Genomic DNA, 16,537 nt, shown 5'->3' with positions numbered 1-16,537 from the left:
GTAAACAGTCGATGACTTGGGTAAGTCAACTTACTGTAGCGCAGGTTCCCCGAGGCGTTACTCGCTGGCCTTGAAGGCCAACTCACCCTTGCGCCACTTAGCCGCCTTGGCGGTTGCCGCCTTCAAGGTCTTGCCGAGGTTTTCCTCGATGCGCTCGTGGGCGGCGAATACCAGCATCACCGTCTGGCCTTCCTTGAACACGATGCCCTCGCCCTGCGCCATGCTGACGAAGGCATACTCGCCGAGCCCGTAAACGGTAAGCTTGATGTCGCGAAACTTGAGTTCGAACTTGCCACCTTCGCGACTGGGCAAGACCGCGGCGCGAAAATGGTCGCCTACTTTGAGTTCGAGCCTGGGTTTGTCATCGACCACCAGTGCGGACTCGGTATCGAGTTCGGCCATATAGATGCCTTCAGCGCTTTGTTCGGTGACATAGACGAAACGCGACTGAAAGAGTTTGACCAACTTCGCACGCAAGTCGCCGAGCACAAACAGTGCGTGCATATCCAGATTACTTACTGCCAATGAAGAATCCTCAAATCGAAACACAGACTACCGAACGCTGTTCGCGTGGTAATAACCTGAAGACGCGGGGAGCGCCGAACGGTCGGCGGCACGTGCAATGACTGCCACCGACCTGCTAACGAAAGACTAAAGGATCGAACCTTGATCCGGGATGCGCAGCGTCGACCCTGCTGCAGGGAAAATTGCCGATGACCGCGAAGGAAAAAGGCAGGCCTGGCCATGTGTGGCTGAGCGGCGCCGGGCTGCATCGAGCAGCCGGCGACCAACATGATCCGAGCGATGATGCGCATGACGGTGATCTGCCGCGAATAGTACCGAATCAAACCCCGCCGCGGTCAAGAAGTTTGTTGCATGGCTGCGGCCTGGACGGAAAACGGTGCACAGGCCAGTGCTTCTGTCCGTCAGTACTGCAGACAAATCCGGCATCGCAAGCGAACTCTGGCGAGGGCCTCGCCTCAGATACTGGGTAACCTTTCAATCATGGCCGGAAACGGCCGCAAAGGAGTCATCATGGATCTGCCGAACCCAAGCCTCACTGGCCTTTTCGATCAACTGGGCCTGGCCAGCGACGAGGCCGATATTCAGAAATTCATTGCCGAGCATCAGCTGGATCAAGACACCAAGCTGATAGATGCGCCCTTCTGGAGTGAACAGCAACGCAACTTCTTGAAAGAAGAGCTGCACAGCGACGCAGAATGGGCGCCCATCGTCGATGAGCTCAACGTGGCATTGCATCCGCAGGCGTAAGAGGTGCCTGCGCGAGCGTGATCATGCCTGACGCTGATGCTTGTCGATCTGCTCGTGGCGCTCTTGCGCCTCGATGCAGTATTTGGTGGTGGGGCTGATCAGCAGACGCTTGAGACCGATCGGCTCGCCACTGTCGTCGCACCAGCCGAAGCTGTCGTCGTTGATCCGGCCCAGAGCCATTTCCAATTGCGGCAGCAGGCGCTGGTCGCGATCGATGACATTGACCAGCCAGTGGCGCTCCTCTTCCACGGAAGCGGCATCGGCGGGATCGGCCGGCGTATCCAGGCTTTCAATGGCTACACGGCTTTGCTCGATACGCTCTTGGGTCTCGATCTTCATGGCCTGCAACAGCTCGGTGAAGTAGGCCAGTTGCTCGGCGTTCATGTAGTCATCAGCCGGCATGGCCAGCAACTTTTCCTTTGTCATTGATTTCTCTGCAAACGAATAATGCGCTAGGGCAAAACAGGAAGCTCGCGACGCCGGAAGCGACGCAGGCAGAATTCTTCAAGCACCACAGGGCACATGGTCAAGAGGGGCGGCAGTCTAAGGCCGGTTTTGACGCGCAGCAACCCCAAATTTGGCGCCCGCCCGGGTGATGACGTGCCGTCGCGCGCATAGCCGCGCCACGGGCGGCGGCGGGCAGCCGGGCAGACGTCTTTTCGCGCGGCTTTTATAGCATACTGGCCGTCTATGATTGCCTGCGATGATTGCTTGGGGTTTCGCCATGACCGACGTTGAAACAAACGCTTCCGAACCACTGCAGCTCGATGCCATCGAGATCCGCGTGCTGGGCGCGCTGATCGAGAAGCAGGCCAGCAATCCGGAAACCTATCCGCTGACGCTCAATGCGCTGGTACTGGCCTGCAACCAGAAGACCAGTCGCGAGCCAGTGAGCCAGTACACCCAGGGGCAGATCGGGCAGAGCCTGCGCGCTCTGGAAGGCCGGCAGATGACCCGACTGGTGATGGGCAGCCGTGCCGATCGCTGGGAACACCGGCTGGACAAGGCGCTCGAGCTGGTGCCCGCCCAGGTCATCCTGATGGGCTTGATGTTCCTGCGGGGACCGCAGACCGTTGGCGAGCTGCTGTCGCGCAGTGCCCGCCTGCACGATTTCGAGGACAGCGAGCAGATCTTGCATCAACTCGAGCGATTGATCAGCCGCGGTTTCGCGGTGCATGTGCCGCGCCAGGCAGGCCAGCGCGAAGATCGTTACTCCCACGCCCTGGGCGATCCGGCTGCCATTGACGCAATCATGAACGCCCGTGCTGCGACACCCGAGCGCGGCGGTTCGCGGCCTGACGATACCCGCCTCGACGAGCTGGAGGCACGCATCGCCGTACTGGAAGAGCGCTTGTCGCGGCTGGAATGACGCGCTGATCAGCTGCGGGTGTACTCGGTGGCCAGACGCAGTTGCTCGGCCGTTGGACGCACGCCGGTGTAGAGCACGAACTGTTCAAGGGCTTGGATGGCAATGACTTCCAAGCCTGTGATCACCGGTTTGCCCAGTTCGCCCGCGGCCTTGATCAATGGTGTCTGCCAAGGCATCGCGACCACATCGAATACCCGCTGCGCCGCTTCTATGGCGGCGGTTTCAAACGACAGCCCGTCGGCCTGCTCGCCGCCGGCCATGCCGATCGGTGTGACATTGACCAGCAGTTGCGGACGCGAATCGCCCAGTTCGGCCTGCCAGGGATAACCGCAGGCGTCGGCCAGCGCGCGGCCGGTTTCGTAGTTGCGAGCGATGATCAAGCCATTGCGCAGACCAGCGTCGCGAAATGCCGAAGCCACGGCCTTGGCCATCCCGCCGCTGCCACGCAGGGCAAAGGTGGTTTCGGGATCGACGCCGTGCGTGTCGAGCAGTTGGCAGATGGCCAGATAGTCGGTGTTGTAGGCCTTCAGGTGACCGTTGTCATTGACGATGGTATTGATCGACTCGATGGCCGCTGCCGACGCATCCAGCTCGTCCACCAGGGGTATGCAGGCTTCCTTGAATGGCATCGACACGCCGCAGCCACGGATGCCCAGGGCGCGCATGCCGCCGATGGCGGCTGGCAGGTCGCGTGTGGTCATGGCCTTGTAGTAGTAGTCGAGACCCAACTGGTCGTACAGGTGATTGTGGAAGCGCACCCCGAACGTTCCGGGACGCGCGGCGAGGGACATGCACAGGATGGTATCGCGGTTGGGAGAAATGGACATCGGTGGCCTCCGGGCAGCGTGTGACGTATGAAAGCGGGCTGACGACGCCATGCCCTTACACAAAATTTACCCATGGACAGGGACGCTTTCGACTGATTTTTTGTCATAGTCGTGTTCCCGGCGAAATGCTTTGGACCTATCGCAGGTTCGAACGCCAGGGGTGCGAAACACGAGGAATCTATCATGATGCGTCAACTTCCCAAGATCGCTCTGTTGGTCGGCACATTGGCGATGGCCAGCCAGGCCTTGGCGCATGGCGGCGGCTGGCAGGGTGCCGGGCCGGGTATATTGGGCGTGGTACTGGGTGCGGCCGTGGTCGGTGCGGTGGTCACCTCCAATGCACCGCAGCGGGTCTATGTGGAGCAGCAACCGGTCTATGTGCAAAGCCCGCCACCGGTGTATGTGCAACAGCCTGTCTATGTACAGCAGCCGGTGTATGTCCAGTCGCAGCCGGTGTATGCGCAGCCCTACCCCGTGTATGCGGCACCACCGCCGCCGCGTGGTTACTACGGGCCACCGCGCGGCTACTATGGGCCTCCGCCGGTCTACTACGGCCCGCCGCGCTGGTGAGTCGCGCGGTGTGAGCGCGATAGGGATTGTCGATGGTGACTATCGAGCAAGGTGATTTCTAAGGTGCGGGTCGATTTCGTAAGGTGGTCGGCAGGAACCACGGAGGTCTCTCATGCCTGTATTAAGAATCATGTCGGTAGTCGGCAGTGCAGTCCCGGAAAAGTTGCGCGATCTGGGCCTTCTGGCGTGCTGGTACGTAGTGCGCGACGGCGAGGCTATCAGCGGCCCCCTGCCCTCCCTGCCCCATGCCAAGCAAGCGTACGCCACACTCACTGCGGCGCAGCACCCTCAGTTGGCCTGATTCATTGCGCTTGCGACAAAGCCCCGCCTTGCGGGGCTTTTCATTGGACATCGAGCTGGATGAGCTTTTCTTCACGCGGTGCATCCCGACAAGCGCGACAATCGGCAGGCGCTTTGCCATACTTCCGACGTGTGACATTCGACACTCTCGACCCCGCCTCGATCATCAGCCCGATCTACCTCTTTTTCAGTGAGCGCTCCGCGTGAAGACCCCGCTATCTTTTTTCAGCCTGTGGCTGGCCTTGACCACCTTCGTCGTCGCCCCGAACCTGCAAGCGGCGGAAAAAGCCGCCATCCCGCGTGACCCATCGCAGTTGCACCTGGCCTCGGGCAGTGCCCTGCTGATCGATCTGCAGACCAACAAAGTGGTCTACGAGAACAACGCCGACCATGTGGTGCCCATCGCGTCGGTGACCAAATTGATGACGGGCATGGTGGTGCTGGATGCCAAACAGTCCATGAGCGAAGTGATTTCGGTGGACATCAGCCAGAACAAGGAAATGAAGGGTGTGTTTTCGCGGGTCAAGCTCGGCAGCGAGCTGAATCGTCGGGACATGCTGCTCATTACTTTGATGTCTTCCGAGAACCGTGCGGCGTCGAGCCTCGCGCATCACTATCCGGGTGGCTACGGTGCGTTCATTGCGGCGATGAATGCCAAGGCTCGCTCGTTGGGCATGACCCACACCCGCTATGTCGAGCCCACCGGGCTGTCGACCAGCAACGTCTCGACCGCACGCGACCTGACCAAGCTGCTGGTGGCGGCGCAGCAGTATCCGCTGCTGAGCGAGCTGAGCACCACGCGGGAAAAGACCGTGGCGTTCAAGAAACCCAGCTATACATTGGGCTTTCACAACACCGACCACTTGATCAACAAGGACGACTGGGACATCAAGATCACCAAGACCGGCTTCACCAACATGGCCGGCCACTGCCTGGTGCTGGTGACGCGAATGGGAGGTCGACCGGTGGCCATGGTGATCCTCGATGCCTTCGGCAAGTACACCCACTTTGCCGACGCCAGCCGCCTGCGCAAATGGGTGGAAACCGGCAAGAGCAGTGCACCGCCGGCGGTGGCGATGGACTACAAGGCGCAGAAGAAGCAAATGCGTCAGGCCGCGGACTGACCGCGCCGATCACGAACGCCGAGCGGCCTGCTTGCGGGCATACATGGCGCCGTCGGCATCGGCCAGCAGACGCTTTACACTGTCGTGACGCCCGGGGTCGTACTCGATGCGACCCACGCTGTAGGTGATCGAATAGCGGCCTTGCAGCTCGGCGTTGGCGTCAGCCAGGGCTCGGCCCAGGCGCTCGATGACCGCATCGCCTGCGGCGGCATTGGAGCCCAGCAGCAGCGCGACGAATTCGTCCCCGCCCATTCTTCCGACGATGTCCATTTCCCTGAGCACTCTGCGCAATACCTGGGCGAACGTGACCAAGGCGCGGTCGCCTTCGGCGTGGCCAAAGGTGTCGTTGATGACCTTGAAGCGATCGAGGTCGAAGAACAGCAGCGACGCTGGCGTGCCCATGCGCCTGCACATGCTCAAGGCATGCTCGGCCAGGGCTTCGAACCCGCGCCGGTTGGACAGCTGGGTGAGGTCGTCGATGCTGGCCAGCTGCAAGGCGGCAATCTCGCGCTCGGCCATGCTCGCCAGGTCCAGCAGCAGGCCGCGTTCCTCGGCGTCGAGGACTCGTGGCCGGGTATCGAGCAGACACAACGTCCCGACGTTGCTGCCATTGCCCACTTTCAGCGGGCAGCCGGCATAGAAGCGGATCCTGGGTTCACCGGTCACCAACGGGTTGTCGTGGAAACGCTCGTCGCTGCCGGCATCGGGGATCATGAGGATCTGGTCGCTGAGGATGGCATGGGCGCAGAACGAGACATCTCGCGGCGTTTCAGTGGCGGCCATGCCCTGGCACGACTTGAACCACTGGCGGTCGCTGTCCACCAGGCTGACCAAGGCAATGGGCACGTCGAACAGCCGCCTGGCCAGGCGGGTAAGACGGTCGAAACGCTCCTCGGGCCGAGTGTCGAGAATGTTCAGCGCATGCAGGGCGTGTACGCGCTCTTCTTCATGCACAGGCTTGGCAGGCGCCAGCATTGGGGAGCTCCTCGGTGATGTCTGCCCCTAGCCTAGCTCATGGACCAAGGGTTTATAAGTAGCCTGGGGTGGACGTCAAGCCGTGGTACTGACCATGGAACCGGCGGTGCTGCTGCCGGATTCCTGCATGGCCTGGAGCAGCCCAGCGGTGGCGGTCTGCAGCGCCGCAGAGGTGGCGACCACCTGCGCCTGGATGGCGGCCACGGAGGCCGCTTTGCTTTCTTCGCTTTGCTGGCTGGCCTGGATGCGCGCCATCTCCTGCTGCTGTTCCTGAAGCTGCTTCTGCAACTCGGCAATCTGCTTTTGCAGCGCCTTGATCGTGTCCGATGTACCACTGCTGCCCTGGGCTGCGCCCGCGCCGCCAGCGCCACCGGCCGGCGCGCCTTTCTCGGTATCGGCAGGCGCGGCAGCGGTCTGCGTCGCCTCGCTGTCGGCGACCGCCGTGGGCGCCGGCGCGGCAGTGTTGCTCGGGGCAGACGGGCGAATGCTCAAGGTGCTGGCGATGTTGTTCAAGGCGTTCATGACGAGTGCGTCCCTATAGGCTGTGACCGTTGCATCGGCCGGAAACAACCAGGCTTTAGCAACCTGCATAGCGAACGTGCTATCCGTCGGCCTGCGGCCTCGGAACTGCCTTGGGGTTACCCAGAAAGGAGGAGGTGGCGCAAGATGAAAAAAACTTCAACGAGCCGTGCGCGGATTGTTGTCACAATGCCGCCATCCTCAGCAGACATCATCGGGTAGAGACCAACATGACGCGCGTACTGACCATCGAAGACGATGCCGTGACCGCCAGGGAGATCGTGGCGGAACTGAGCAGCCATGGCCTGCAGGTCGACTGGGTGGACAACGGCCGCGAAGGGCTGGTCAAGGCGGTGAGCGGCAACTACGACGTGATCACCCTGGATCGCATGCTGCCCGAGCTGGACGGCCTGGCCATCGTGACGACCCTGCGCACCATCGGGGTGAGCACGCCCATTCTGATGATCAGCGCATTGTCCGATGTCGACGAGCGCGTACGCGGCCTGCGTGCCGGTGGCGATGACTACCTGACCAAGCCGTTCGCCTCGGACGAGATGGCGGCTCGGGTCGAGGTGCTGCTGCGCCGCAACAACCCCGTGGCCGCCGCCGACAACACGCTGCGCGTCGCCGACCTGACCCTGGACCTGATGACCCGCGAAGCACGCCGTGGCGAACAGGCGCTGAACCTGCTGCCCACCGAATACAAGTTGCTGGAATTTCTGATGCGCAATGCCGGGCAGATCCTGACGCGCATGATGATCTTCGAAGAAGTCTGGGGTTATCACTTCGATCCGGGCACCAACCTGATCGACGTGCACATTGGCCGCTTGCGCAAGAAGATCGACCCACCGGGCACCGCACCGTTGATCAAGACCGTGCGAGGCTCCGGCTATGTCATTGCCGAACCTGTCTAAAGGCTGGCGTTCTTCCAGCAGTCGGCTGCTGGCGCTCTACAGCTTTCTGTTCGTGGCCTGGAGCAGCATCCTCATGGGGGTGTTGTACTACGAGGTCTCGACCTACCTCGCCGACCTGGCGCGGCACTCCCTGATGCAGCGTCAACATCTGTTCTCGCGGTTCCACGGTGAAGCGCTGAACGAGGCGCTGGCTGCCAGCGAAGCATTCGATGATCGCACCTTCGATGCCTATGGCCTGTTCGACCTGCAACTGCGGCCGTTGTCCGGCCAGCTGCTGCAAGTGCCGCGGGGCCTGCCGCTGGACGGTCGCATCCACGACCTGGACAGCTGCGTGGACAGCGCCAACCCGCAGATGCCGCAGAACAGCTGCGACGCGGTGGCCATGCGTACACTCGATGGTCGCTGGCTAGTGCTGGTACGCGACAACGGTTCGTTGTTCGCGGTGACCCACATCATTCTGCGCGCACTGCTGTGGGGGATTTCCCTGACGATCATTCCCGGGATCGCCGGCTGGCACCTGCTGCGACGCAGGCCATTGCGGCGCATCCGCGCCATCGAGGCCAGTGCCGATGCGATCGTTGCCGGTGATCTGACCACTCGCCTGCCGCTCTCGGACCGCCGGGACGAATTGGACATGCTGGCGGCGATCGTCAATGCGATGCTCGAACGCATCGAGCAACTGATGATCGAGGTCAAGGGCGTCTGCGACAACATTGCCCATGACTTGCGTACCCCCCTGACCCGCCTGCGCGCCCAGTTGTATCGCATCCAGCAGGAGGCGCCGGCGGATTCGCGCCAAGCGTTGCAACTGGACGATGTGATCGCTGAAGCCGACACGCTGATGGCGCGTTTTCGTGGGCTGTTGCGCATCTCGGAAATCGAAGACCACCGCCGACGTTCCGGCTTCATTTCCTTCGACCCGCAACCGCTGCTGCACGAACTGCACGACTTCTATCTGCCTTTGGCCGAGGACGAGGGCATCAATCTGCGTCTGGACGTGCCCGACACGCTGCCGATGCTGCATGGCGATCGCGCGCTGCTGTTCGAAGCCGTGGGCAACCTGCTCAGCAATGCCATCAAGTTCACTCCGGCGCACGGTCTGGTGGTGCTTGGCGCCACGGCGGAAAACGGCGCCACACGTTTGGAAATCAGCGACAGCGGACCGGGTATCGCACCAGAGGAGCGCGAAGCGATCTTTCAACGCTTCTATCGTTGCGAAGCCGACGGCCAGCACAGCGGCTTCGGCCTGGGGCTGTCGATCGTTGCTGCGGTGGTCAAGCTGCATGGATTTACCCTCGAAGTGGGCAGCAGCGAACAAGGTGGCACGCGGATGACCCTGTGGTGCCGACAAAGCAAGGCATTGGTGTGAACATGAACCTGCTCTATATCAGCGACACGCCCGACAACGCCCTGCAACGCGCATTGGCGGAACACGCCACAACACTGCACACGGTCGATACGGCCACAGCAGCGCAGGCGCTTGTGCCAGGCCAATATGGGTTCATCGTGCTGGCACTGGAACGCTCCGGCCAGGGCGCGCTGGAGCACTGCCTGGCGCACCGGGGCAGCGCTGCGCTGATGGTGCTGCTGGCCGGCGACGACCGTCAGGCCCGTATCGCCGCCCTGCGCGCCGGGGCCGATGCGTGCCTGGCGCAGCCGGTCGCCACAGCCGAGGTGCTGGCGCGTCTGCAGGCACTGTCCCGTGCGCGGCCGCGCGCCCCTGCCCTGCCGCCTTCACGCCTGTGGTTGTCGCCATCGCGGCTGATGGTCGGACGCGGCAAGCGCCAGCAGAGCCTGACCGTCAGCGAGCATCGCTTGCTGGCGATGCTGGCAAGCAACCCTGGCGCGGTCAGCCGGCAGTCCATCGAGCAGCAATTGTGGGGCGCAGGCCAGGCGCCGAAGACGGCGCTGATCGAGCGACACGTGTGCAACCTTCGTCGCAAGCTGGCCCAGCTCGATTGCCCCGAAGCCCTGCAGACCCTGCGCGGCTTTGGCTACAGCCTGGCCGAGCCGCTGCTGCTGCGCGCCGACTAAGCGAACCCGGGGCCCTCAGCGGGCGCGCAGCATGCAGCGGGCGTAGCGCTCGTCCACCCGTTGGGCAAACCAGGCCGTGGTCAGGTTGCGGGTGATCTTCGGGCTCTGCAGTTTGATGCCCGGAAGGATCGCCCGCGGAACCGGCTTGCCGGCAGCCTTGTCGGCCAGGGCGAAGGTACGCTCGAAGAGCGTGGTCTTTTCGAAATCCAGGGTTTCACCTTCCTCGAGGGCACGGCGAATGTCGCGGTCGTTCATGTTCAAGCGGTTGCCAAGATTGCGTACCGCCAGCTCGGTGTTGCTGGCGGCGCTGGAGTCGTAGCGAATCAGGTCGCCGTCGAGCGCCAGACGGCCGCCGGACAACTGGTTCACGGCATTCTGGAACGCCGCATTGCGGCTTGCGTACCAGCCGGCGTTGAAATCGGCGAAGCGGTACAACGGACGTTCGTAGCTGGCCGGATAGCCAAGCAGATGGGCAATGCCGAAATACATGCCGCCGCGCCGGGTGAACACTTCGCGGCGAATCGAACCGTCCACGGTGTAGGGGTAGCGCGCGCGGTGCTTCTCGGCGAAGTCGATGCTGACCTGCATCGGCCCGCCGGTGCGGACTGGGTTGAACGTGCCGAACAGCTGCCTGCCCAAGGGCACCATGCCGGTGAAGTCGTCGAAGATTTCGCTGAGCTGTTTCTCCGAGCGTGCAGCCTCCAGTCGTTGCGCATAGGACTTGCCGTCGACCGAGCGAATGCCCAGCGCAGCGTCGACGAGAAAGCCAGGTACATGCACCCGGCCGGCGCGGCGGTCGATTTCCTGGCGGGCGATCTTGCCCAGCCCCGGCACGCTGGGGTCGACCTGGAAGGTGGATTCCTGCTCGGCCACGGCCAGCACCGCGCACAGGTTTTCATCGCTGCCCGGGATGCCCTGCACGTTCAGGGCCGTTTCGATATCGGCAGCCCAGCCCTCGCGGTCGGTGACCTTGGCGGGCAGCAGCTGCACGAGCTTGGCACGCACCTGTTCGGGCGAAGGTGCCGGGGGTTGGTTGCTGCGTTGACTGGAACAGGCGGCGAGCAATACAAGGAGGATGCTCAGTGCGCCATGGCGCACGGCGAGCCGGCTTCTGGACATGTAAGGCCTTGGGAACGGATGGATTTGCGCCAGTATGGACGAGGCCCCGGCATGTCGACAGCCCCAGTGCAAATACCCCGCAGTCTGGCTATGCTTGCGCTCATGACCATGGCCCCTGCCACTCGCCAACCCTGCCCACCCGGCGCTTGCATCTGCGAGCGCGAACGCCTGCACGCGGTTCCCGATGCCGACCTGCGCATCCTGCGCCTGACCCGCGATGAAGAAAAGCGCCTGCTCGAACGGCTGGAGAACGTGGACAGCCTGGATGACCTGCGGCGCTTGCAGCAGCGCATCTTCGACCAGCTTGGCCTGCGTGTCGAAGTCACGCCCGGCTCAGGCACCGTGCGCAGCATGCGTGGCATCGCTATCCACCTCGACGCGCTGCCGGGACTGTGCCGCAAGACGCGGCAAGCGATCCCGGCCGCTATCCGTCGCGGCCTGGAAAAGAACCCCCAGGTGGCCTACCGGCTGCTCGACGCCCACGACCTGCTGGGCGGCTGAAGGGAGCTGGCACGGAATCTGCTCCGGTCCAGTTCATCAGTGTCGAAACGCCATGTTTTCGTCACTCTTTCCGAACAGACGGGGTTGGCATGGACACACGTTTTTCTTGCACCGGTTGTGGCAAATGCTGCAGCGACCATCACGTACCGCTGACGCTGTCCGAGGCGCGCCATTGGGCGGAAGACGGCGGCCAGTTGATCGTGTTGCTCGAAGCCTTCCTGGAAAACGGCCCCGGGCTGCACAGCCTGAACCTCAGCCACGCGCAACAGGAACATGCCAGACGGCGTTCGCTGCCCGTGCTGTGCGGCAGCGCGCCCGCCTACGTCTCGATCACCTTCGCCGCCTACAACGTCGGACCTTGCCGCAACCTGGATGCCGACAATCGCTGCGGCATCTATGCCAAGCGGCCGCTGGTGTGCCGGATCTATCCGATGGAGATCAACCCGCACATTCCACTGCGTCCGGACATGAAGGATTGCCCGACCGAAGCCTGGGCCACTGGACCGGCGTTGATTGCCGGTGGGCATTTGATCGACGCGCCGCTGGCGGCGTTGATCGAGCAGTCGCGCCAGGCCGACCGTGACGACATCGCTGCCAAGGCGCAAGTGTGCGCGCAATTGGGCATCCACACTGCTGCGCTCAAGGGCGATGGCTTCACCACGTACCTGCCGCCGCCTGCCGCTTTCCTCGCGGCGCTGCGCGAGGTCGACACCATGCCGATGCTGACGAATAACTTGTTGACGCGCTGGGACCTGCACGTCCCGGATGAAGACCTGGCACGGCGCCTGGCCGAAACCGGCGCGATGATCGCAGCCATCCTGGCCGACGACGCCATGTTCATTTCGCTGCGCCGGGTGGCCTAAGCAGCGCAAATGCGCAGATGGGAGATGCACGTCACGAATCATTACGTTATATTATAACTATAACATAATGGATCGTTGCACATGCGCTCACCTCGTTTAGCCCCCATGGCCGGCCTCGCCTTCAGCGTACTGGGGATGCCCGCCTACGCTGAAACCTCGCCCGAAACCCTCGAACTGGAAGCCATCAGCGTTACGGCGGGTGGCGATATGGAAACCGCGACCGGTCCGGTCACCGGCTACCGCGCGACCCGTTCGGGCAGCGCGACCAAGACCGATACCGCGATCAAGGACGTTCCCCAAGCGGTCAGCGTGATCCCGGTCCAGGTGCTTCAGGACCTGGGCAGCAGCAATGTGGAACGTGCCCTGCAATACGCCGGGGGTGTGTCCCAGCAGAACAACTTCGGCGGCCTGACGCTTTACGAATACAGCGTGCGCGGCTTCAGCACCTCGGAATTCTACCGCGACGGCTTCAGCGCCAACCGCGGCTACCCTGCGACCCCGGACGTTTCCAGCATCGAACGCATCGAGGTGCTCAAGGGCCCGGCTGCCAGCCTGTACGGACGTGGCGATCCCGGCGGCACGGTCAACATCGTCAGCAAGAAACCCCAGGCCGAATCCTTCGCGCGCCTGTACGGCAGCGCCGGCTCCTGGGACCGCTATCGCACCAGCCTGGACCTGAACACCCCGCTCGATGCCGAGGGCCAGGTGCTGAGCCGGGTCAACCTGGCGGTGGAAGACAACCACAGCTTCCGTGACCATGTGCAGAACGAGCGGGTGTACGTGGCACCATCGCTGAGCTGGCAGCTGGATCCGGACACCTCCTTGCTGGTGGAGGCCGAGCTGGTGCGCCACCAATCGGTGTTCGACCGCGGGGTGGTAGCGCCGGGCAATGGCTGGGGTGGAGGCTCGCGCCGGACCTTTCTCGGCGAGCCCAACGACGGCTTCATCGACAACGACAACAACCGCATCCAGGCCGCGCTGGAACACCGGCTCAACGACGACTGGCAACTGCGCGTGGCCAGCCACTACAAACAGGGCGAGCTGAGCGGCGATGCCAGTGAGGCACGCGCGCTCAACGCTGACGGCCATACGGTCAATCGGCGCTTTCGAGAGCGCGACATGGATTGGCACGACAGCATCAGCCAGGTCGAGCTCCGCGGTTTCCTCGACACGGCCAGCGTGCAGCATGAACTGTTGATTGGCAGCGAATATGAGGATTACCGCAAGAACGAACGGGTGACCGCCACCGCAGGTGCCTACCGAATCGACATCTTCGACCCGGTGTACGGCCAGCCCAAACCCACAGGCGCGCGGTCGGGCTCGGATTTTCGCGAGCATGTGCGCAGCCACGCGCTGAATCTGCAGGATCAACTGGTGTTCAGCGACAAACTGCGCGGCATGCTGGGCATGCGCTATGAACATTTCGAACAGCGCATCGCCGACTACACCACCGGCAATCGCAACCTGCAGCGCCAGGATGCTTTCACCCAGCGCGCCGGGCTGCTCTACCAACTCACGCCGCAATGGGGGCTGTTCGCCAATGCCTCGACGTCGTTCAAGCCCAACAGCGGGCTGGATGCCGGCGGCAAGTCGTTCGACCCTGAAGAAGGCATGGGCTACGAGGCGGGGCTCAAGGCCGAGTTGTTCGACGAGCGCCTGAGCGCGACCCTGGCGGCGTTTCACATCGACAAAGAGAACGTGCTGGCGCTGGACCCGGCGAGCAACCTCAATCGCGCCATCGGCAAGGCACGCAGCCAGGGCGTCGACTTGCAGTTCAGTGGCCAGCTGACCGACTCACTACGTGTGATCGGCGCCTACGCCTGGATTGATGCCGAGGTCACCGAGGGCGACGCCAGCGTGCCCAAGGGCAGCCGCCTGCTTGGCGTGGCACGCAACAGCGCCAGCCTGCTGGGCGTCCATGAGTTTCAGGACGGGCCGTTGCGCGGTTCCGATATCGGCGCCGCGTTCACCTATGTAGGGGATCGGTCCGGCGAGTCCGGGGGCCGTTTCGAGTTGCCCGCCTATCACACGGTCGATTTGCTCGCGCATTACAAGGCCAGCGACAAGGTCACCCTGGGGGTCAACCTGAACAACCTGTTCGACGAAAAGTACTTCGAGCGATCCTACAGCAACTACTGGGCGATGCCCGGCGAGCCGCGCAACCTGACCTTGAGCGTTGCCGTGGATATGTAGAGGGCGGTTGCCCGTACGACGGCCTCATCCCTGAAGGCCGCCCTACCGGCGCACACCCAGGCGTCAGATGCGGAAACTACCGACCAGTTGCTTGAGCCGCAGGGCCTGCTGTTCGAGGTCGGCGCACGCACGCAGGGTGGACTGCAGGTTTTCCACACCTTCCTGGTTGAGGGTGTTGATCTCGGTGATATCGACGTTGATCGATTCCACCACCGCAGTCTGCTCCTCGGTAGCGGTGGCCACCGACTGGTTCATGCCATCGATTTCGCCGATGCGCTGGGTCACGCTGACCAGACGCTCACCGGCCTGATTGGCGATGGTGACGCTGGACTCGCTCTGGCCCTGGCTTTCGTTCATCAGGATGACCGCCTGGCGTGCGCCCACCTGCAACTGCTCGATCATGCCCTGAACCTGCTGGGCCGACTCCTGAGTGCGGTGCGCGAGGTTACGGACTTCGTCGGCGACCACGGCAAAGCCCCGCCCGGCTTCGCCGGCGCGCGCCGCTTCGATCGCCGCATTGAGCGCAAGCAGGTTGGTCTGCTGTGAAATGCTGGTGATCACTTCCAGGATCTGACCGATGTTGACGGTGCTGGCGTTCAGGCTTTCGATGTTGCTGCACGAGCCGCTGATCTTTTGCGACAGCACGTTCATGGCGCTGATGGTCTGGCCGACCACCGCCTGGCCGTCGGCGGCCAGGCTGCGCGCGGCACTGGAGTGCTGCGAAGCCAGGGCGGCGTTCTGGGCAATTTCCTGCGCGGCGGCGCCCAGTTCGTTGATGGCGGCGGCCACGCTGCTGGTGCGGTTGACCTGCTGATCGGAGTTGAGCATCGAGGAGTTCGAGGCACTGACCACGCGCAACGCCACTTCGTTGACCTGGCCAGTGGCCGAGGCTACCTCGCGGATCGAGTCATGGATGCGTTCGACGAAACGGTTGAACGAAAGCGCCAGGGCGCCGAACTCATCGGCGCTGTGCAGGGTGAGCCGACGGGTCAGGTCGCCCTCGCCTTCGGCGATGTCGTGCATGGCCCGGCCCATTGCGTGCAAAGGCTGCATCAGCAGGCGAATGAGCATACCAAGCAAGGCGATGGTGAGGACCACGGCAATGACCGTAGCGATCACCGCCGAGCTGCGAAACTGGCTGAGCATCGAGTAGGCCTTGGCCTTGTCCATGCTCAGACCGATGTACCAGTCGACCGAAGGCAGCCCCTCGACCTTGGCGAAGGTCACGATGGACGGACGGCCATCGCGTTCGACCTCGGTGACGTCGCTGCCGATGCGCGGTGTGTGCTGCGGGTACACGTCCTTGAGTGACTTCATCACCAACTGGTTGTCGGGGTGGACCAGGATCTTGCCGTCTGCGCTGACCAGAAAGGCGTAGCCACTGCCGTCGAAGTCCAGCGAGTTGATGGTCTTGACCAGCGTCTCGAGGCTCAGATCCCCGCCCACTACACCGACCGGCTGACCATTGGCGCTCAGCGATGGGGTGGCGATAGTGAGGATGGTCTTGCCGTTCGCGGCATCGACGTAAGGTTCGGTGAGGATGGTCCGGCGCGCGTTCATGGCGTCGGTGTACCAGGGACGGGTGCGCGCATCGTAGCCTTCGGGCATGGTATCGGGCGGCTCGAGGAAATAACCTCCCGAGACATTGCCCAGATAGGCAAACTCGAAGTTGGCCAGCAAGGTCTTCTGCTTGAGCAACGCGCCTATGGCCTCGGGACTGGGGTTGAGGGCAACGCTCTCGGCCAGGGTTTCGGCCAGGAGGATGCGTCCCGAGAGCCAGTGCTGGATGTTCGTGGCAGTGCCACTGCCCATTTCGTGCAGATAGCTTTCAAGGTCGGCACGAATGGCATTGCGCTGCAGGTAATCGTTATAGAACGTGAACAACGCGAAGGCTGCGGTCACGATGAGCGAAGCGGCCAGGAGAATCTTGTGGCTGAATTTCAGGGTTTTTTGCATG

At 62.9% G+C, this 16,537-nt stretch carries 18 protein-coding genes; 11 read left to right on the top strand and 7 right to left on the bottom strand.

Annotation, left to right across the window (positions count from 1 at the left end):
* Positions 1 to 57 precede the first annotated feature (57 nt).
* Positions 58 to 525: a hypothetical protein gene (locus IFU31_RS21485; protein WP_122475794.1), complete on the bottom strand. Its 468-nt coding sequence runs from the start codon at positions 523 to 525 to the stop codon at positions 58 to 60.
* A 510-nt stretch (positions 526 to 1,035) separates the two neighbouring features.
* On the opposite strand from IFU31_RS21485, the gene IFU31_RS21480 reads away from it, so the two are divergent.
* Positions 1,036 to 1,272 carry a DUF2789 domain-containing protein gene (locus tag IFU31_RS21480; RefSeq protein ID WP_122475796.1) on the top strand — a complete coding sequence of 79 codons (237 nt, stop codon included), beginning with the start codon at positions 1,036 to 1,038 and terminating at the stop codon, positions 1,270 to 1,272.
* 21 nt (positions 1,273 to 1,293) lie between these two features.
* On the opposite strand, the gene IFU31_RS21475 is transcribed toward IFU31_RS21480, so the two are convergent.
* A complete protein-coding gene (locus tag IFU31_RS21475; RefSeq protein WP_122475798.1) occupies positions 1,294 to 1,698 on the bottom strand; it encodes a TraR/DksA family transcriptional regulator in 405 nt (134 codons plus the stop codon).
* A gap of 298 nt (positions 1,699 to 1,996) precedes the next feature.
* On the opposite strand from IFU31_RS21475, the gene IFU31_RS21470 reads away from it, so the two are divergent.
* On the top strand, positions 1,997 to 2,641 hold the full coding sequence (locus IFU31_RS21470) for a YceH family protein (RefSeq protein WP_192058260.1): 645 nt from the start codon (positions 1,997 to 1,999) through the stop codon (positions 2,639 to 2,641).
* Between the two features lie 8 nt (positions 2,642 to 2,649).
* Here IFU31_RS21470 and IFU31_RS21465 read toward each other — a convergent pair whose 3' ends face one another.
* On the bottom strand, positions 2,650 to 3,468 hold the full coding sequence (locus tag IFU31_RS21465) for a shikimate 5-dehydrogenase (protein ID WP_192104644.1): 819 nt from the start codon (positions 3,466 to 3,468) through the stop codon (positions 2,650 to 2,652).
* A 183-nt stretch (positions 3,469 to 3,651) separates the two neighbouring features.
* Between IFU31_RS21465 and IFU31_RS21460 the strand changes: the two genes are divergently transcribed.
* The 3 genes from IFU31_RS21460 to pbpG all read left to right on the top strand — a co-directional run bounded on the left by IFU31_RS21460 (position 3,652) and on the right by pbpG (position 5,462).
* Positions 3,652 to 4,038, top strand: coding sequence for a hypothetical protein (locus tag IFU31_RS21460; RefSeq protein WP_192104642.1), 387 nt, complete (start codon positions 3,652 to 3,654; stop codon positions 4,036 to 4,038).
* A 112-nt stretch (positions 4,039 to 4,150) separates the two neighbouring features.
* Positions 4,151 to 4,339, top strand: coding sequence for a hypothetical protein (locus tag IFU31_RS21455; RefSeq protein ID WP_122475803.1), 189 nt, complete (start codon positions 4,151 to 4,153; stop codon positions 4,337 to 4,339).
* 202 nt (positions 4,340 to 4,541) lie between these two features.
* Positions 4,542 to 5,462: a D-alanyl-D-alanine endopeptidase gene (pbpG, locus tag IFU31_RS21450; protein WP_192053387.1), complete on the top strand. Its 921-nt coding sequence runs from the start codon at positions 4,542 to 4,544 to the stop codon at positions 5,460 to 5,462.
* A gap of 9 nt (positions 5,463 to 5,471) precedes the next feature.
* Here the strand turns inward: pbpG and IFU31_RS21445 are convergent, their stop codons facing one another.
* Both IFU31_RS21445 and IFU31_RS21440 read right to left on the bottom strand, forming a co-directional pair.
* Positions 5,472 to 6,437: a sensor domain-containing diguanylate cyclase gene (locus IFU31_RS21445; protein ID WP_185794544.1), complete on the bottom strand. Its 966-nt coding sequence runs from the start codon at positions 6,435 to 6,437 to the stop codon at positions 5,472 to 5,474.
* Between the two features lie 75 nt (positions 6,438 to 6,512).
* Positions 6,513 to 6,959 carry a hypothetical protein gene (locus tag IFU31_RS21440; RefSeq protein WP_122475809.1) on the bottom strand — a complete coding sequence of 149 codons (447 nt, stop codon included), beginning with the start codon at positions 6,957 to 6,959 and terminating at the stop codon, positions 6,513 to 6,515.
* A gap of 227 nt (positions 6,960 to 7,186) precedes the next feature.
* Here IFU31_RS21440 and IFU31_RS21435 point away from each other — a divergent pair, with 227 nt between their 5' ends.
* The 3 genes from IFU31_RS21435 to IFU31_RS21425 are packed head-to-tail and all read left to right on the top strand — an operon-like array spanning position 7,187 to position 9,904.
* Positions 7,187 to 7,870, top strand: a complete 684-nt coding sequence (locus IFU31_RS21435) for a response regulator transcription factor (RefSeq protein WP_122475810.1) — start codon at positions 7,187 to 7,189, stop codon at positions 7,868 to 7,870.
* Positions 7,848 to 9,239, top strand: a complete 1,392-nt coding sequence (locus IFU31_RS21430; protein WP_192104640.1) for a sensor histidine kinase — start codon at positions 7,848 to 7,850, stop codon at positions 9,237 to 9,239. Before IFU31_RS21435 ends, IFU31_RS21430 begins: the two co-directional genes overlap by 23 nt.
* Positions 9,240 to 9,241: 2 nt before the next feature.
* Entirely contained in the window at positions 9,242 to 9,904 is a 663-nt protein-coding gene (locus tag IFU31_RS21425) for a response regulator transcription factor (RefSeq protein WP_192104639.1), read from the top strand.
* Positions 9,905 to 9,919: 15 nt separating this feature from the next.
* Here the strand turns inward: IFU31_RS21425 and IFU31_RS21420 are convergent, their stop codons facing one another.
* Positions 9,920 to 11,023 carry a DUF1615 domain-containing protein gene (locus tag IFU31_RS21420; protein WP_122475816.1) on the bottom strand — a complete coding sequence of 368 codons (1,104 nt, stop codon included), beginning with the start codon at positions 11,021 to 11,023 and terminating at the stop codon, positions 9,920 to 9,922.
* Between the two features lie 102 nt (positions 11,024 to 11,125).
* Here IFU31_RS21420 and IFU31_RS21415 point away from each other — a divergent pair, with 102 nt between their 5' ends.
* From IFU31_RS21415 to IFU31_RS21405, 3 genes are all read left to right on the top strand, one after another.
* Positions 11,126 to 11,524, top strand: a complete 399-nt coding sequence (locus IFU31_RS21415) for a hypothetical protein (RefSeq protein ID WP_122475817.1) — start codon at positions 11,126 to 11,128, stop codon at positions 11,522 to 11,524.
* A gap of 89 nt (positions 11,525 to 11,613) precedes the next feature.
* Entirely contained in the window at positions 11,614 to 12,387 is a 774-nt protein-coding gene (locus tag IFU31_RS21410) for a YkgJ family cysteine cluster protein (protein WP_192104638.1), read from the top strand.
* A gap of 81 nt (positions 12,388 to 12,468) precedes the next feature.
* A complete protein-coding gene (locus IFU31_RS21405; RefSeq protein WP_192104637.1) occupies positions 12,469 to 14,580 on the top strand; it encodes a TonB-dependent siderophore receptor in 2,112 nt (703 codons plus the stop codon).
* A gap of 63 nt (positions 14,581 to 14,643) precedes the next feature.
* Here the strand turns inward: IFU31_RS21405 and IFU31_RS21400 are convergent, their stop codons facing one another.
* Positions 14,644 to 16,536 (bottom strand): methyl-accepting chemotaxis protein, encoded by a 1,893-nt coding sequence (locus IFU31_RS21400; RefSeq protein WP_185794538.1) that lies wholly within the window; start codon positions 16,534 to 16,536, stop codon positions 14,644 to 14,646.
* Position 16,537: the final 1 nt, after the last annotated feature.

The organism is Pseudomonas sp. CFBP 13602, assembly GCF_014842725.1.
Lineage (GTDB): Bacteria > Pseudomonadota > Gammaproteobacteria > Pseudomonadales > Pseudomonadaceae > Aquipseudomonas > Aquipseudomonas baltica.
Note: the sequence above shows the minus strand (reverse complement) of the source record. Positions and strands in the feature narration are given on the sequence as shown.

What these genes read in the sequence shown, in the direction of transcription:
- IFU31_RS21480 (WP_122475796.1), top strand. Translation starts at nt 1,036, where the DNA reads ATGGATCTGCCGAACCCAAGCCTCACTGGCCTTTTCGATCAACTGGGC.
- IFU31_RS21475 (WP_122475798.1), bottom strand. Translation starts at nt 1,698, where the DNA reads ATGACAAAGGAAAAGTTGCTGGCCATGCCGGCTGATGACTACATGAAC.
- IFU31_RS21470 (WP_192058260.1), top strand. Translation starts at nt 1,997, where the DNA reads ATGACCGACGTTGAAACAAACGCTTCCGAACCACTGCAGCTCGATGCC.
- IFU31_RS21465 (WP_192104644.1), bottom strand. Translation starts at nt 3,468, where the DNA reads ATGTCCATTTCTCCCAACCGCGATACCATCCTGTGCATGTCCCTCGCC.
- IFU31_RS21460 (WP_192104642.1), top strand. Translation starts at nt 3,652, where the DNA reads ATGATGCGTCAACTTCCCAAGATCGCTCTGTTGGTCGGCACATTGGCG.
- IFU31_RS21455 (WP_122475803.1), top strand. Translation starts at nt 4,151, where the DNA reads ATGCCTGTATTAAGAATCATGTCGGTAGTCGGCAGTGCAGTCCCGGAA.
- IFU31_RS21445 (WP_185794544.1), bottom strand. Translation starts at nt 6,437, where the DNA reads ATGCTGGCGCCTGCCAAGCCTGTGCATGAAGAAGAGCGCGTACACGCC.
- IFU31_RS21440 (WP_122475809.1), bottom strand. Translation starts at nt 6,959, where the DNA reads ATGAACGCCTTGAACAACATCGCCAGCACCTTGAGCATTCGCCCGTCT.
- IFU31_RS21435 (WP_122475810.1), top strand. Translation starts at nt 7,187, where the DNA reads ATGACGCGCGTACTGACCATCGAAGACGATGCCGTGACCGCCAGGGAG.
- IFU31_RS21430 (WP_192104640.1), top strand. Translation starts at nt 7,848, where the DNA reads ATGTCATTGCCGAACCTGTCTAAAGGCTGGCGTTCTTCCAGCAGTCGG.
- IFU31_RS21425 (WP_192104639.1), top strand. Translation starts at nt 9,242, where the DNA reads ATGAACCTGCTCTATATCAGCGACACGCCCGACAACGCCCTGCAACGC.
- IFU31_RS21420 (WP_122475816.1), bottom strand. Translation starts at nt 11,023, where the DNA reads ATGTCCAGAAGCCGGCTCGCCGTGCGCCATGGCGCACTGAGCATCCTC.
- IFU31_RS21415 (WP_122475817.1), top strand. Translation starts at nt 11,126, where the DNA reads ATGACCATGGCCCCTGCCACTCGCCAACCCTGCCCACCCGGCGCTTGC.
- IFU31_RS21410 (WP_192104638.1), top strand. Translation starts at nt 11,614, where the DNA reads ATGGACACACGTTTTTCTTGCACCGGTTGTGGCAAATGCTGCAGCGAC.
- IFU31_RS21405 (WP_192104637.1), top strand. Translation starts at nt 12,469, where the DNA reads ATGCGCTCACCTCGTTTAGCCCCCATGGCCGGCCTCGCCTTCAGCGTA.
- IFU31_RS21400 (WP_185794538.1), bottom strand. Translation starts at nt 16,536, where the DNA reads ATGCAAAAAACCCTGAAATTCAGCCACAAGATTCTCCTGGCCGCTTCG.